Annotated in this window: 14 protein-coding genes; 8 read left to right on the top strand and 6 right to left on the bottom strand. The window is 64.9% G+C overall.

Annotation, left to right across the window (positions count from 1 at the left end; genetic code table 11):
* Nucleotides 1-102: 102 nt before the first annotated feature.
* On the top strand, nt 103-1,269 hold the full coding sequence (locus CV023_RS04735; RefSeq protein ID WP_230744274.1) for a ferrochelatase: 1,167 nt from the start codon (nt 103-105) through the stop codon (nt 1,267-1,269).
* Between the two features lie 150 nt (nt 1,270-1,419).
* Here the strand turns inward: CV023_RS04735 and CV023_RS04730 are convergent, their stop codons facing one another.
* Entirely contained in the window at nt 1,420-1,647 is a 228-nt protein-coding gene (locus tag CV023_RS04730) for a hypothetical protein (protein ID WP_230744273.1), read from the bottom strand.
* Between the two features lie 289 nt (nt 1,648-1,936).
* On the opposite strand from CV023_RS04730, the gene CV023_RS04725 reads away from it, so the two are divergent.
* A complete protein-coding gene (locus CV023_RS04725; RefSeq protein ID WP_135541258.1) occupies nt 1,937-2,236 on the top strand; it encodes a DUF4193 domain-containing protein in 300 nt (99 codons plus the stop codon).
* 197 nt (nt 2,237-2,433) lie between these two features.
* Here the strand turns inward: CV023_RS04725 and CV023_RS04720 are convergent, their stop codons facing one another.
* On the bottom strand, nt 2,434-2,889 hold the full coding sequence (locus tag CV023_RS04720; RefSeq protein ID WP_230744272.1) for a DUF3093 domain-containing protein: 456 nt from the start codon (nt 2,887-2,889) through the stop codon (nt 2,434-2,436).
* 64 nt (nt 2,890-2,953) lie between these two features.
* On the opposite strand from CV023_RS04720, the gene dut reads away from it, so the two are divergent.
* The 3 genes from dut to CV023_RS04705 are packed head-to-tail and all read left to right on the top strand — an operon-like array spanning nt 2,954 to nt 4,719.
* Nucleotides 2,954-3,427 (top strand): dUTP diphosphatase, encoded by a 474-nt coding sequence (dut, locus tag CV023_RS04715; RefSeq protein WP_230744271.1) that lies wholly within the window; start codon nt 2,954-2,956, stop codon nt 3,425-3,427.
* Nucleotides 3,428-3,433: 6 nt separating this feature from the next.
* A complete protein-coding gene (locus CV023_RS04710; protein ID WP_230744270.1) occupies nt 3,434-4,336 on the top strand; it encodes a DUF3710 domain-containing protein in 903 nt (300 codons plus the stop codon).
* Between the two features lie 5 nt (nt 4,337-4,341).
* Nucleotides 4,342-4,719 (top strand): OB-fold nucleic acid binding domain-containing protein, encoded by a 378-nt coding sequence (locus tag CV023_RS04705; protein ID WP_230744269.1) that lies wholly within the window; start codon nt 4,342-4,344, stop codon nt 4,717-4,719.
* 55 nt (nt 4,720-4,774) lie between these two features.
* Here the strand turns inward: CV023_RS04705 and CV023_RS04700 are convergent, their stop codons facing one another.
* Both CV023_RS04700 and CV023_RS04695 read right to left on the bottom strand, forming a co-directional pair.
* Complete coding sequence (locus tag CV023_RS04700; RefSeq protein WP_230744268.1) at nt 4,775-5,440, bottom strand: potassium channel family protein; 666 nt, start codon at nt 5,438-5,440, stop codon at nt 4,775-4,777.
* Nucleotides 5,437-6,108, bottom strand: coding sequence for a potassium channel family protein (locus tag CV023_RS04695; RefSeq protein ID WP_230744267.1), 672 nt, complete (start codon nt 6,106-6,108; stop codon nt 5,437-5,439). Before CV023_RS04695 ends, CV023_RS04700 begins: the two co-directional genes overlap by 4 nt.
* 137 nt (nt 6,109-6,245) lie before the next feature.
* Here CV023_RS04695 and CV023_RS04690 point away from each other — a divergent pair, with 137 nt between their 5' ends.
* Together CV023_RS04690 and CV023_RS04685 are read left to right on the top strand one after the other, a co-directional pair.
* Nucleotides 6,246-8,156, top strand: coding sequence for an APC family permease (locus CV023_RS04690; protein WP_230744401.1), 1,911 nt, complete (start codon nt 6,246-6,248; stop codon nt 8,154-8,156).
* Nucleotides 8,157-8,162: 6 nt separating this feature from the next.
* Nucleotides 8,163-9,536: a class I SAM-dependent RNA methyltransferase gene (locus CV023_RS04685; protein ID WP_230744266.1), complete on the top strand. Its 1,374-nt coding sequence runs from the start codon at nt 8,163-8,165 to the stop codon at nt 9,534-9,536.
* Here CV023_RS04685 and CV023_RS04680 read toward each other — a convergent pair.
* Entirely contained in the window at nt 9,517-9,717 is a 201-nt protein-coding gene (locus tag CV023_RS04680; RefSeq protein ID WP_230744265.1) for a hypothetical protein, read from the bottom strand. The genes CV023_RS04685 and CV023_RS04680 overlap by 20 nt on opposite strands.
* Nucleotides 9,718-10,051: 334 nt before the next feature.
* On the opposite strand from CV023_RS04680, the gene acnA reads away from it, so the two are divergent.
* A complete protein-coding gene (gene acnA / locus CV023_RS04675) occupies nt 10,052-12,736 on the top strand; it encodes an aconitate hydratase AcnA (RefSeq protein ID WP_230744264.1) in 2,685 nt (894 codons plus the stop codon).
* 889 nt (nt 12,737-13,625) lie between these two features.
* On the opposite strand, the gene CV023_RS04670 is transcribed toward acnA, so the two are convergent.
* Nucleotides 13,626-14,546, bottom strand: a complete 921-nt coding sequence (locus tag CV023_RS04670; RefSeq protein ID WP_092107773.1) for a LysR family transcriptional regulator — start codon at nt 14,544-14,546, stop codon at nt 13,626-13,628.
* Nucleotides 14,547-14,610 lie beyond the last annotated feature (64 nt).

The raw sequence follows: 14,610 nt of genomic DNA, 5'->3' as shown, positions 1-14,610 counted from the left end.
TCCGGCATCGGCTGGGCCGCGGGTCCGTTCGAACGCTGAGTGGATCAGGCTCACTGTGCGGACAACGGGCAATGATTCTCTACAGGCTGTAAAATCGGCGGTGTGAATACGACTGCGCCCATCGATGCCCTCCTCCTCATGTCATTCGGAGGTCCGGAGGCCCCAGAAGAAGTGGTTCCATTCCTCAAGAACGTCACCGCCGGTCGCGGGATCCCTGAGGAGCGACTCGAAGAGGTAGGTGAGCACTACTACGGCTTCGGCGGCAGGTCGCCGATCAACGATCAGAACAAGGCTCTTCTCGCGGCGCTGCGTGACGAGCTCGACCGCCGAGGGATCGACACCCCGCTGATCTGGGGAAACCGCAACTGGAAGCCCTATCTGACCGATCAGGTCCGGGCCGAGGCGGAGCAGGGGCGAACCCGCTTCCTCTCGATCGACACGTCCGCGTACTCCTCCTACTCGTCCTGCCGACAGTACCGGGAGGACTTCGCCAAGACGATCGACACTCTGGCTGCTGAGGGCACGAGAGTCTCGATCGACAAGATCCGCCAGTTCTACAACCACCCCGGCTACGCCGAGTCCTGCGCCGTCCTGCTCAAGCAGGGTCTGGCCGACTTCCGTGCGCAGGTCGGAGAGCTCGACGGGGCGAAGCATCGACTCCTCTTCGTCACCCATTCGATCCCGAACGTCATGCAGGATGCCTCGGCTGTGGAGTCGACCGGCTACCTCGCTCAGCACGAAGAGCTCATGGCCCACCTCGTGGACGGCCTGAGCGACTCCGAGCGGCTGCCCGCCGAGCTCGTCTTCTGCTCCCGCTCCGGCTCCCCGGAGGTGCCGTGGCTCGAACCCGATGTCAATGATCGGATGAATGAGCTCGCCGAGGAGGGGGTGACCGGAGTCATCCTCGTGCCCATCGGCTTCATCTCCGACCATATGGAGGTCGCCTTCGACCTCGACACCGAGGCGAAGGAGACAGCCGAGGAGCTCGAGTTCGCGTTCACCCGGGTGGCCACGGTCGGCACGCATCCGACCTTCGTCGCCGGGCTCGTCGATCTCATCGAGGAACGAGTCGCCCAACTGCGGGGCGAAGACGTCGAGGCCCCGGCGATTCCGGGAACGACGCCCTTGGTGCCCGGCAGCGGAGCCTGCAGCATCGAATGCTGTCGTGGCCGCATCGAGCGAGCGACGCTGCCCAACTGGCCGGCGCGATCGACTCGTGCCGCCGGCGAGGACTCGGTCCCGGAAGCGGCCGCCGAGTCAGCCGTCTGAGCAGGCTGAACGGGCCCGATCGAGTCTGAGCGAGCCTCAAGCCGCCTGAGCGGGCCTCAGCGGCCTCGCCAGGCCCCGAGAAACGACGATCCCTCCCTCGCAGTCGCTGCGAGAGAGGGATCGTCGTCTGAAGGGCCGTGCGGCCCGGGGTCAGGACCCCTCTGGATCCGAGATGACCGGGAGGGCTCCCGTTTCGGCCTTGATCACCTCGGCGATCGGGCCTGTGTCGACATCATTGCGATCGGCGAGCTCCAGGAGGTTCTGGAGATCGTCGATGAGGTTCTCGACGAGAAACTCGTCTCCGGCGGACCGGGCTTCATGAATGCGATGACGGACATCGTCGATCCTGGTATCGAGCTGATTTGCGAATTCACTCATCGTGCATCCGTCCTTCCTCGGGGCGTCTTCCGCTGAGGGGACCTTCCCGGTTACATTCCGACAGGACTGGCTGTCGGCACTGTTCGACACTAGCATTCTCGCAGAGCTTTTCAAGAGCTTTATGTGTGGGCCGTCACGAACCGAAACATCCGTGATGAGAATCACGATGACTATGGACGATCTGATCTTGCCAATGTCAAGCATACAGTGCACAATGCTGGGGACACATCACGTGAGAGGGATCAGGCATTCCTTTCGGCGCCCCCCTGACAGAGAGCGATGAGGCCATATGGCAACAGATTACGACGCACCTCGCAAACAAGACGATGAGATCAAAAGTGATTCGATAGAGCAGCTCAAAGCTCAGCGTTCTCAGGCGCAGGCCAGCAAGATCGACGAGGACGAGACAGCGGTTGCGGAAGGGTTCGAACTCCCCGGTGCGGACCTGTCGAACGAAGAGCTCTCCGTCCGAGTCCTGCCCAAGCAGAACGATGAGTTCACCTGCATGGAATGCTTCTTGGTCAGGCACCGGTCGCAGCTGGCGACAGAAGAAGGCGGAGTCCCCATCTGCACGGACTGTGCCGGCTGAGCTCACTGTCGGAGGAAACACGAACGCGCCCTTGTAAGGGGCGCGTTTTTGTTTGTGCCGACGGTGCTTTGCAGACGGTGTTTTGTGAGAAGGGGCCGCTGTGCGGCGTCGTGGTGCAGGCGGTGCTGCGCCGACGGCAGCGTAGAGCCGGTGCAGCACCACCCCGCTCAGGAACTCAGGGTTCGGGAACTCAGACCTCAGGAGCTCAGGGCTGTGGCGAACTCCTTGGGGTTCCTGCTCGAGACCAGCCAGTAGGGAGTCGGATCGCTCGCATCGTCGATGTCGATGCGCACCGCGAGCTTGGCCCACGGACGCAGCCGGAGGAAGGCCCGCGCATCGAGCCCGGTTCCACGGGCCTGTCGGGCCGCCTCGGCGTCATAGGCGTAGGCCTGGGAGATGAAGCGGCGGTCGATGTGGGCGTCGCCGACGAAGAGCTGGCGTTCGGTGACGATGATCGTGATCGTCAGCGAGGTCAGCCACCAGGCGAGGAGGACGAAGGTGATGACCGGGAGGATGATGATCCCCAGCTTCCACACGGGCAGAACCATCAGCGCGGTCGAGGCGGCGCCGATGATGATGAGGGTCCACATGCCGATCGAGGGACGAAGCTTCTCCTGGTAGACCACATGCGTTCCGGGTTGAGTCGTTGCCATGTCCACATTCTCCCATAGCGGTATGTTTGGAAGCGCTCAGGCTCTGGCGTTAGAGTGCATCTTTGTGACGGAAATCCTCAAGATCGACCTCAAGCTGCTCGATGCCGGAATGACTCCACCGAGCTACGCTCATGCCGCCGATGCGGGTGCCGATCTGTGCTCCGCGATCGACTTCGTGCTCGAACCCTTCGAGCGGAAGGTCGTTCCCACCGGCATCGCCATCGCCCTGCCCATCGGGTACGCGGGCTTCGTCCATCCCCGCTCGGGGCTCTCCAGCAAGCACGGGGTCACCGTCGTCAACGCTCCCGGCACGATCGACGCCGGGTACCGGGGCGAGATCAAGGTACCGCTGATCAACCTCGACGCCACGACACCACTGCGGATCGCCCGCGGCGATCGCATCGCCCAGCTCGTGATCCAGGAAATCAGACAAGCAGACTTCCACCTCGTCGACAATCTCGACGACAGCGACCGCGGTGCCGGAGGATTCGGATCCACCGGCGGCGTCGTGGCAGGTCTGACCGAGAAGGATGTGTGAAAGCTCATGGGACTGTTCTCACGATTCAAGAAGTCATCGTCGGAGACAACCGACGAGGAGACGACGCGTGCCGACGAGGTGACTGAGGACGCGATCGACGACGCCGAGGCGGTCGACCGCGACGATGATGGCGACGACGTGGATGACGATGTCGAAGACGCGGACGAGACTTCGGAATCGGACGGGGATGCGGAGTCGAATGATGACTCCGCAGCGTCGAACAGCGACGATGACGAGGATTCCGAGGACGACGACGAGGAAGCCAAGCTCGAGAAGTCGGCCCCGTTCGATCGCTCGGAGAAAGGCCCCTTCGACGCCTCCGAGGACTACCCGGAGCTCAACCGCCTCGACCTCGGCGCCCTCAGAGTCCCCGTCGTCGACGGCATGCAGGTCCGCCTCGACACCGATGACGACTCCCAGCGAGTGCTCGCGGTGACCCTCATCCACGAAGGCGGCGGCATTCAGCTCCAGGCCTTCGCGACCCCACGCTCCGAAGGACTGTGGAACACCGTGCGCGGTCAGCTCAGCGACAGCGTGACCTCCCAGGGAGGCCAGGCCAGTGAGTTGCACACCTCGCTGGGCAAGGAGCTCGCCGTCGAGGTGCCTGCCAAGACCGAATCCGGGCGTCCGGGCAAGCGCGCGATGCGCTTCGCCGGCGTCGACGGTCCCCGCTGGTTCGTTCGTGCCGTGTTCTCCGGCAAGGCCGTGACCGATGACGAGGTCCGTGCCGAACTCTCAGCACTCTTCCGCGGCGTCGTCGTCGATCGCGGCGTCGAGGCCATGGCCCCACGCGAACTCATCGTGCTCACCGCACCGCAGGTCGACAATGACGAGGACGCCGAAGAGAAGAAGGACGAGGACGAGCTCAATCCGTTCGAACGCGGACCCGAGATCACCGAGATCCGTTGACGCCCATGCTCAACGCGCTCACCCGACTGGTCCGCGACTTCGGCTCGAGAGACGCCGAGGCGCGGGCCGATCTGCGCATGGTCAGCCGGATACCCGGTGTGATCAGCGTTGCCGAACTCCGGTCCCGACAGATGTCGAGGATCGCCGGAGTCGTCTCCGCCGTCACGCAGTCGTGCAACGGAGAGAACCCGCGACTGACGATCACCGTGGCCGACGGGACGGGGGAGGCCCGTGCACAGTTCCTCGGCCGCCGCGAGATCAGCGGAGTCAGGCCCGGTGCCCTGATCGTCCTGGAAGGCCGGTTCTGCAACGCCGACGGGACGCTGACCGCCCACAATCCCGTCTACGAACTCGTTCAGACCCGCGACGACTCGGAAGACTGAGGCCCGCGTTTCAGGCCGTGGCGCCGAGGCGGGCCGGCCAACCGCGCCAGTCTGTTCAGGCCGTGGCGCCCTGCAGGAGTCCGAGCAGCGCCGGTTCCTGATCGGGCGAGGAGAGGAAGAACAGCTCGTCTCCGGCTTCGATGACATCGTCGGAGCTCGGTGCGAAGGCCCGTGAGTTGCGAATGATCGCCACGAGCACCGTGTCGACGGGAAAGGCTATGCCGCCGATCCGCGAGGCCACCAGCTCGGAACTCTCGTGGACCGTGAACTCCATGAGTCCCGCGCGGCCGCGTTCGAAACTCATCAGATGCACCAGACCGCCGACCTCGACGGCCTCTTCGACGAGTGCGGTCATCAGCCTCGGCGTCGACACTGCGACATCGACGCCCCAGTTGTCGTCGAAGAGCCATTCGTTCTTCGGATTATTCACCCGCGAGACCGTGCGCGGGACCCCGAACTCGGTCTTCGCCAGCAGCGACAGGACGAGGTTGGTCTTGTCGTCACCGGTGGCGGCGACGACGACATCGGCCTCTTCGAGTTTGGCCTCGCCGAGCCCCTCGAGCTCGCAGGCATCCGTGAGCAGCCATTCGGCACCGGGGATCCGCTCATGGCCCAGCGCCTCCTTGTTCTGGTCGATGAGCAGCACCGTGTGCTTCTTGTCGATGAGCTCCCGGGCCACGGATCGACCGACCGATCCGGCGCCGGCGATGACGACTCTCATTCTTCCTCCACTGCTTGCACGGGCTGGTCAAGGATCTTCTCGATCTCGCCGAGGCGGTCGATGGGACACATGAGATGGACGAGATCCCCGTCCTGGAGCAGCAGATCCTCATGGGCGACGATGCCCTCGGAGAGCCGAGTCACGTAAGCCACCCGCGCCTTGGTCCGCTTCTCGACCTCTCTGATCGGACGCGCGACCCATCCCGGATCGAGGTGCACCTCGGCGAGGACGAGATTGCCCGAGGGCTCCCGGTACTCGGTGATCGATCCCTGGGGAACGAGCTTGCGCATCACCTGCTCGGCCGTCCACCGCACGGTCGGCACCGTCGGAATGCCGAGGCGCTCGAAGACCTGGGCACGGTTGGGGTCGTAGATCCGGGCGGCGACATTGCTCACCCCGAAGGTCTCACGGGCGACACGCGCGGCCAGGATATTGGAATTGTCCCCGCTGGAGACGGCCGCGAAGGCATAGGCCTCGGACGTCTTCGCCTGCGTCAGAGTCTCCCGGTCGAAGCCGAGTCCGGTGATCGTCGAACCGGAGAAGTCACGACCGAGTTTGAGGAAGGCGTCGGGATCACGGTCGACCACGGCGACGGAATGGCCGTTGCCGTCGAGAGCCTTGGCCAGCGAGGCCCCGACTCGGCCGCAGCCCATAATCACGAAGTGCATGGGGGTATTCCTCTCACAGTGATCTACCATTGGTGCCCGTGGCCAGCAGTTTTTCTGATGCCGTCAAAAGACTACTCGTTGGACGGCCCTTCCGCAGTGAGGACAGACGCGCGCCCGCGCTGAAGAAGCGCATCGCGATGCCCGTCTTCGCCTCCGACATGCTCTCATCGGTGGCCTACGCCCCCGATGAGATCCTCCTGGCCCTGTCGCTGACCTCACTCGTGGCACTGACCGTCTCACCGTGGATCGGCATCGCCGTCGGAGCGGTGATCCTCGTGATCGTCGCCTGCTATCGGATCAACGTCAAGGCCTATCCTTCGGGCGGCGGCGACTACGAGGTGGCCTCGAAGAACCTCGGCTCCCGGGCCGGACTCATCGTCGCGGCGGCCCTGCTCGTGGACTATGTGCTCACCTTGGCAGTGTCCATGACGGTCTTTGCCGCCTACATCACTACGGCCTTCCCGCCCCTGGCGCCCTACCGGGTGGGAGTCGCGATCGTCGGCATCCTGCTGATTACCCTGGCCGGTCTGCGCGGGTCCCGGGCCACCCCGATGCTGTTGGCCGTGCCGACCTACCTGTTCCTCGCCGCCGTGTTCCTCACCATGTGCGTCGGCCTCCTGCGCGTCGGAGTCGGCGACACCCCGCATGCCGAGACCGCCGACTACACGATCGTCCACAGCGGTGTGCAGGACGAGGCGACCCTGGGACTGGCCACGGTGCTCATCGTCCTCCGCGCCTTCTCCTCGGGTTCCGTGGCCCTGGCCGGCGTGCAGACCGTGGCCACCGCGGTGCCGGCCTTTAAGAAGCCGCGCGGCAAGAACGCCGGCAACACGCTGCTGCTCAGCGGACTGCTCGCCGCACTCATGCTCACGGGCCTGACCTATCTCGCCTCGGTGACGGGAATCAAATACGTCGACGATCCGCACCTCTACCTGGTCCGCGCCGACGGCAGCGCCGTCAGCGCCGAATACGAACAGGAGCCGGTGCTCGCGCAGCTCGCCCATGCGATCTTCGACACCACTCCGATCATGTTCTATCTCGTGGTCCTCGTCGCAGCACTCGTGCTCATCGTCGCCGCCAACACCGCCGTCGAGGGTTTCCCGGGGCTGGCCTCTCGGCTGGCCCGCGACGAATTCCTGCCCAAGCAGCTCGCCAGCAAGGGCGACAGACTGACCTTCTCCAACGGCATCCTGCTGCTGGCCATCGCAGCGATGGTGCTCGTCATCGCCACCCGCGCCTCGGCGACGGCGCTCATCCAGCTCTACCTCGTCGGCGTCTTCGCGAGCTTCGTCGTCGGCCAGGCGGGTATGGTTCTGCACTGGAACAAACGGCTGCGCCTGGTCATCGGCTCGAAGGCGCGCCTGCGGATGCACGCGAACCGGATCATCAATGCCGCAGGCTGCGTCATCGCCGGCGGAGTCCTCCTCGTCGTCATCGTCTCGAAGTTCCTCGCCGGAGCGTGGCTGGCGGTCGCGGCGATGGCCGGGCTCTACCTCGTGATGGGCGCCATCCACCGCCACTACGGGCGGGTGACCAGCGAACTCACCCCCGAGACGGATGTGGATTCGCGCACGATCCCGTCGAATACGCACGCGATCGTCGTCGTCAACGAGATCAACAAGCCCACCCTGCGGGCCCTTGCCTATGCTCGTGTCACTCGGTCGAGCCAGCTCGAGGCGATCACCGTCGCCGTCGATGAGGAGGCGGCCACGGCTCTGCAGAAGAAGTGGAACGACATGGAGCTGCCGGTGCCGCTGACGGTGCTCGATTCGCCCTATCGGGAACTCGTCCGACCGCTGCTCGCCCATGTCCTGGCGATCCGTCGCCGGTCCCCACGCGACCTGGTCATCGTCTACATCCCCCAGTTCATCGTGGGACGATGGTGGGAGCACATTCTGCACAATCAGGTCGCGCTCAAGCTGCGGACCCGGCTGCTGCTCGTGCCCAATGTCGTCGTGGTCTCGGTGCCATGGCGCCTGCGCTCCTTCTCCCGCCAGTACGGCGGGGACGGACCGGAGACCGACAATTCGCTGTACAGACAGGCATAGACACCCATGAGCACACCCGAGCTGCCGGCCCAGGAGCTGACCCTCGACATCGCATCCCCGGCCGCCGGCGGTTCGTCCATCGCCCGTCATGACGGGCAGGTCGTCTTCGTCACCGGGGCGCTGCCGGGGGAGCGAGTCCGGGCTCGCACCGAGGCGGGTCCGGCTGCGAAGTTCCTCCGCGCCGAGGTCACCGAGGTGCTCGAGCCCAGCGAGTTCCGGGTTCCCGACCGCCGTCTCGACTACCTTCCCGAATCGCTTCGCTCCGGATCCCAGCCGGACGCGTCACCGCTGCTCTTCGGCGGGATGGAATACGCCCACGTCGAGCTCGCGCACAGTCGGGCGCTCAAGGCCGAAGTGATCGCCGATCAGCTCTCCCGGATCGGGCACCTCGACCGCAGCGTCGAGGTCCATCCCGCACCGGGGGAGGAGCACACCGGGCGCGGAACCGACTGGCGGACCCGTGTGCAGCTCGCCGTCGATGAGCAGGGCCGACTCGGGATGCTGGCACCGCGCTCCCATGATGTCGTACCGGTCAACTCGGCGCCCCTGGCCTGCCCCGCCATCGCCGAGGTGGATCTGAGCGGACTGCGCCTGCCCGGCGCCCGGCGACTCGAGTTCGCCTGGGCCGGCGACGACGGAGCCGTGATCGTCCGCGGCGACTGCGACCCTGCGGCGGTGACCGCCTTGACCGAGGCTCTGCCCGAGCAGTGGTCGATCCTCGCTGAGACGGTCGCGGACGACGAGGACTCGAAGGGCCGTCGCTCCGGACGCCGCGGATCGCGGGGCGGACAGCGGCAGGGTGGGCCGCCTCGGCGGGAACTGTCTGTCGTGCGTGGACGATCAGTGCTCACCGAGACGGTGGCGGGGACTGACTATCGGGTCGGCGCCGATGGCTTCTGGCAGGTCCACCGGGACGCGCCCGAACTGCTCAGCGGCCGGGTCACCGCGGCACTCGGCGGTTCGCCGCGTTCGCTCACGGACCTCTACTGCGGGGTCGGGCTGCTCGGCTTGGAGGCGGCCAGAGCCACGGGGGCGCACCTTTTCGGGGTCGAAGGCGTGGGCCCGGCCATCGAGCACGCCCGAAGCAATGCCGCAGGGGTGGATGCCGAATTCCTCACGCTCGGCGTCGAGAAGGCCCGGCTTCCGGAGTCCGATGCCATCATCCTCGACCCTCCTCGGGCCGGGGCGGGCAAGGCGGTGACGAAGAGCCTGGTCGAATCGACGGCCGCCACCATCGTCTACGTCTCCTGCGATGCGGGCACGCTCGCGCGGGATCTGGCCGCGCTGAGCGCCGGCGGATTCGCGATCGAGAGCCTCGAGGGCTTCGATCTCTTCCCGCTGACCGCACACGTGGAGACGGTCACCGTGCTGCGGCGGTGACCTTGCGGGGGAGGAGGACGATGACGACCATCGCGATGAAGGTCGTGAGGAAGCCCCACAGCCCCCACCAGCCGGACGAGCGGCCCTTCTCCTTGGCGATCGAATGGCAGATGACGGCGAAGATGATGCCGACGAGCAGGGCGCCGAAACCGAATCCGGCGCCGAGTGTGAACGGGTCCATGGGTACTCCTTGGTCGAGGTGCGTTTCGGGGCGGTTGCCGGGACCGTGACCACAGCCTCGGCGATGGCCTCCGGGAATGGCTGGAATCTGCTTCCAGCCTAGGTTCCGCGGGCTCGGGAGGGCTGTGGAGGTGACCGGATCTTCGCCTGGGGAAAACCCGATTCCAGTGGTTCCCGCAGGGTGGTGTCGGAGGTGGTCAAAGACCACGAAATACGATAGAATTTATCTTGACGTCAAGATACTTTTGGAAACATATGTGTCGCGTAAATCGGTGCGCGGTGCAAGGGCTTGCCCGGTTTCTTGGATGAGTATCGGATGAAACAGGAGAATCACGATGAGCAACGTCGATACGTTCAAGTCGAAGAGCACCCTGACCGTGGGCGATACGGACTACGAGATCTATCGCCTGGACAAGGTCGCAGGGTCGGAGAAGCTTCCCTTTAGCCTCAAGGTGCTGTTGGAGAACCTGCTGCGCACGGAAGACGGCGCAAACATCACTTCGGAGCATATCGAAGCGCTCGGCAGCTGGGACCCCAGCGCCGAGCCGAACACCGAAATCCAGTTCACCCCCGCGCGCGTTGTGATGCAGGACTTCACCGGAGTTCCCTGCATCGTCGACCTCGCCACCATGCGTGAGAAGGTCGTCGAGCTCGGCGGCAGTCCGGATCAGGTCAACCCGCTGGCTCCGGCCGAGCTGGTCATCGACCACTCCGTGCAGATCGACAACTTCGGCACCGCCGATGCGATCGAACTCAACATGGACATCGAGTACCAGCGCAATGGTGAGCGCTACCAGTTCCTGCGCTGGGGCCAGACCGCGTTCGACGACTTCAAGGTCGTCCCCCCGGGCATGGGCATCGTCCACCAGGTCAACATCGAGCACCTCGCCCGCGTGGTCATGCCGCGCGAGGTCGGCGGAGTTCTCCGGGCCTACCCGGACACCCTGGTCGGCACCGACTCGCACACCACCATGGTCAACGGCCTCGGTGTGCTCGGCTGGGGCGTCGGCGGCATCGAGGCCGAGGCCGCGATGCTCGGCCAGCCCGTGTCGATGCTCATTCCGCGCGTCGTCGGCTTCAAGCTCACCGGTGAGATCCCCGCCGGTGTGACCGCGACCGACGTCGTGCTCACGATCACCGACATGCTCCGTCAGCACGGAGCCGTCGGCAAGTTCGTCGAGTTCTACGGCAAGGGCGTCGCCGAGGTGCCGCTGGCCAACCGTGCGACGATCGGCAACATGAGCCCCGAGTTCGGTTCGACCGCGGCGATCTTCCCGATCGACGAAGTCACCATCGACTACCTCAAGCTGACCGGTCGCTCCGCCGAGCAGATCCAGCTCGTCGAGGACTACGCGAAGACCCAGGGTCTGTGGCACGATCCGGACAACGAGGTCGAGTACTCCGAGTACCTCGAACTCGATCTCTCGACCGTCGTGCCCTCGATCTCGGGACCGAAGCGTCCGCAGGACCGCATCGAGCTCTCGGATGCCAAGAACCAGTTCGCCAAGGACATCCACAACTACGCCGCTCCCGGCGAAGAGAACAAGTCGGCCGAAGTCACCACCGGTGACGGACGCAGCTTCGAACTGGCCAACGGCGCCGTGGCGATCGCTTCGATCACCTCCTGCACCAACACCTCGAACCCCTCGGTGATGCTGGCGGCCGGCCTGCTGGCCCGCAATGCCCGCAAGCGCGGACTCAACTCGAAGCCGTGGGTCAAGACCTCCATCGCACCGGGGTCGAAGGTCGTCACCGACTACTACAACAAGGCCGGTCTCATCGAAGACCTCGAGGCCCTGAACTTCTTCGTCGTCGGCTACGGCTGCACCACCTGCATCGGCAACTCCGGTCCGCTGGAGTCTGAGATCTCGGACAGCATCCAGGAGAACGACCTCTCGGTCACCGCGGTGCTCTCGGGCAACCGCAACTTCGAGGGTCGCATCAGCCCCGATGTGAAGATGAACTACCTGGCTTCGCCTCCGCTGGTCATCGCCTACGCGCTGGCCGGAACCATGGACTTCGACTTCGAGAACCAGCCCCTGGGCAAGGACTCGGACGGCGTCGACGTCTACCTCAAGGACCTCTGGCCATCGCCGGAAGAGGTCGAGTCGGTCATCGCCTCGTCGATCTCGACGGACATGTTCGACAACGAGTACGGCAAGATCTTCGAAGGCGACGACCGCTGGAAGGCTCTGCAGACTCCCGAGGGTGCGACCTTCGAGTGGGACGACAACTCGACCTACGTCCGCAAGCCCAGCTTCTTCGACGGCATGGGACTCGAGCCCAACGCCGTGACCGACATCAAGGGCGCCCGCGTGCTTGCGAAGCTCGGCGACTCGGTGACCACCGACCACATCTCGCCCGCAGGTTCCTTCAAGGCCGACACCCCGGCCGGCAAGTACCTCGTCGAGCACGGCGTCGAGCGCAAGGACTTCAACTCCTACGGCTCGCGTCGCGGCAACCACGAAGTGATGATCCGCGGCACCTTCGCCAACATCCGCCTGCAGAACCAGCTCCTCGACGGAGTCCAGGGTGGCTTCACCCGCGACTTCACGCAGGAGGGCGCTCCGCAGACGACGATCTACGACGCCTCTGTCAACTACCAGGAAGCCGGCGTTCCGCTGGTCGTCCTCGGTGGCAAGGAGTACGGTTCGGGATCCTCGCGTGACTGGGCCGCCAAGGGCACCAAGCTGCTCGGCGTCGCCGCTGTCATCACCGAGAGCTTCGAGCGCATCCACCGCTCGAACCTCATCGGCATGGGCGTGCTGCCGCTGCAGTACCCCGCCGGCGAGTCGACGGAGTCGCTGGGCCTCGACGGCACGGAGACCTTCTCGATCTCCGGTATCACGGAGCTCAACGAAGGTACCACCCCGAAGACCGTAAAGGTCACCGCGGAGAAGGAAGACGGCACGACCGTCGAATTCGACGCAGTGGTCCGCATCGACACCCCGGGTGAAGCCGACTACTACCGCAACGGCGGCATCCTGCAGTACGTGCTGCGGCAACTTGCCGGTAGTTGAGCCGATCGGCTCAGACACGAGACGATCTGGACGCTGACGCGGACGGCCGCATGTAGCTCCAGCCTCTCACGCATGCGCCCCGTCAGGCTTCGGCCTGGCAGGGCGCATGCGTCTTCTGTATATGGCTCAGTCGAGGTGTAGACGTCAGGACGGGTCATCGGCCCAGTCTTGAGGGATTCCCATGCCGCGCAGGTTCACCGGGAGTCGGGAATCGATCAGTCCGTGGGGCCGTCGCGACCAGCCGCTACTGGGGGAGATCGTCTCCAGAGCCGTCTGCAGGGATACGAGGAGGGGTAGAGCCACTTCCTCGATTTCTCTGGCAGCGCATCGTCTCCCTCGAGCCAGGACACGGTGGGCGAGGTGGTCAACGAGTTCGTCCAGCGCCAAGGGCGGCTTGTCGTAGTGAAGGGTACCCCGCGGACGAGGTGGGCGAGTCGAGCGTCGTGGCGAGTCATTGGCCCACCTCGTGGACATGGGCAGAGAAAATCCCCCAAGTGCGCATCTCGGAGAGGCGTGGGGGATGTAGTGATTTCAGTCTAGCACGGGCTGGCCCGGTCCGAACTACGATCTATGAGGCGCAGATCGGTTCGCATGGCGCGTTGATCGTGATTGTGCTCAATCGAAGGGTTGTGACGAGGCCGAGTCTTATAGACATCAGTTCCGCAACGGCGGTGTACTCCCCGCGATTAGAATTAGCCCCGCCTTGCAGCGGGCTGATCGTGATGGCACGACCATAGCGCGAAGAGGAGGTGACAGATCGTTCGTCCCGACTCCGGGTGGTGAGGACGGTCGCACTTCTGACACCGAGTGACTTTGACGTACAGCGAACGGAGACGTTGCGGGGCGACAGCTCGACGGCACAGGCGCGGTGGATGCTTCTGTCGTGAGGCTAGGGAAGCCAGGTTGTGCCCGCAGAAGTGCTCTCCAGACTCTTGAAGTAGTTGAGTAGCCCCGGGATCGCGGGATGTGCGTTGTCCTTGCGGTACACGAGCGAGTAGGGGTAGATCGGAGCTGGATCCCTCAGCGGGATTCGGCGAAGGTCGAAATGCGTCGGCCAGAGGTAGCGATCCCTGTCGCCCACGAACGTCATCAGGGACTTCGAGTCAGCGATCTCCTCGAGCAAGGCCTCGTCGCCGAAATGCGGGCCAACGCCATCGATACTGAGATCGAAATCGGCAGCGAGCCTGTCGTAGTAGTGAGCCCATTCGGTTCCTGGCAGGATCCCTGGGATCCAGATGCGATGGGCCCGCAGGTCATGAGGTGCCAGCGACTTGGCGGAGGCAAGCGGATGATGTGGGCCGACGAGTACCTCCATTCGTGATTCGAAGACCCGGGGTGCAGCGATGTCAGTCCACTGGTCCGGCGATTCGTGCAGGACCGCGCGGAAAGAGGCATCGATGGTGCCTGCGCGAATCGCGTCGATCGCGTGGATGACGCTGGCCGTGCCAAGGGTTACGACGTCGAGCAGCATGTGGGGGTTGCTCCGGTGGAACTCGCGCATCAGCACTGAGGGCGCGATCCTTCGGTGGAGGACGTCGACCCGCAGCGCCCGACGTCCGGGATGGACCGAGTCGACAGCGCGTTCCGCAACCTGAACCAGCTCCCGAGCGTGCGGAAGGAACGCCTGTCCGTCGACGCTGAGCTGCGCTCCTCGCGGCGTGCGGGCGAAGACGCGGACTCCGAGCTCCGACTCCAGCCGGGAGACGCGCTTCGAGATCGCCTGTTGGGTGACCCCCAGCTCGGCCGCCGCCTCTTGGAACTGCCCGAACTCGGCGACGGCGAGGAACGTCTTCACTGTTTCCACATCCATGCCGCCACTCTACGGGGTACAACGTCTGGTTGTGGCGCACCGATGTCCACGTTGTTGGATGCAC

The organism is Brevibacterium sp. CCUG 69071 (assembly GCF_021023135.1).
Taxonomy (GTDB): Bacteria; Actinomycetota; Actinomycetes; order Actinomycetales; family Brevibacteriaceae; genus Brevibacterium.
The sequence above is the reverse complement of the archived record's forward strand: the minus strand, read 5'-3'. Positions and strand labels throughout refer to the sequence as shown.

Coding starts and splice junctions, on each gene's coding strand:
- CV023_RS04725 (WP_135541258.1), top strand. CDS start 1,937: ATGGCAACAGATTACGACGCACCTCGCAAACAAGACGATGAGATCAAA.
- CV023_RS04710 (WP_230744270.1), top strand. CDS start 3,434: ATGGGACTGTTCTCACGATTCAAGAAGTCATCGTCGGAGACAACCGAC.
- CV023_RS04720 (WP_230744272.1), bottom strand. CDS start 2,889: ATGGCAACGACTCAACCCGGAACGCATGTGGTCTACCAGGAGAAGCTT.
- CV023_RS04695 (WP_230744267.1), bottom strand. CDS start 6,108: ATGCACTTCGTGATTATGGGCTGCGGCCGAGTCGGGGCCTCGCTGGCC.
- acnA (WP_230744264.1), top strand. CDS start 10,052: ATGAGCAACGTCGATACGTTCAAGTCGAAGAGCACCCTGACCGTGGGC.
- CV023_RS04690 (WP_230744401.1), top strand. CDS start 6,246: ATGCCCGTCTTCGCCTCCGACATGCTCTCATCGGTGGCCTACGCCCCC.
- CV023_RS04730 (WP_230744273.1), bottom strand. CDS start 1,647: ATGAGTGAATTCGCAAATCAGCTCGATACCAGGATCGACGATGTCCGT.
- CV023_RS04705 (WP_230744269.1), top strand. CDS start 4,342: ATGCTCAACGCGCTCACCCGACTGGTCCGCGACTTCGGCTCGAGAGAC.
- CV023_RS04685 (WP_230744266.1), top strand. CDS start 8,163: ATGAGCACACCCGAGCTGCCGGCCCAGGAGCTGACCCTCGACATCGCA.
- CV023_RS04700 (WP_230744268.1), bottom strand. CDS start 5,440: ATGAGAGTCGTCATCGCCGGCGCCGGATCGGTCGGTCGATCCGTGGCC.
- CV023_RS04680 (WP_230744265.1), bottom strand. CDS start 9,717: ATGGACCCGTTCACACTCGGCGCCGGATTCGGTTTCGGCGCCCTGCTC.
- CV023_RS04670 (WP_092107773.1), bottom strand. CDS start 14,546: ATGGATGTGGAAACAGTGAAGACGTTCCTCGCCGTCGCCGAGTTCGGG.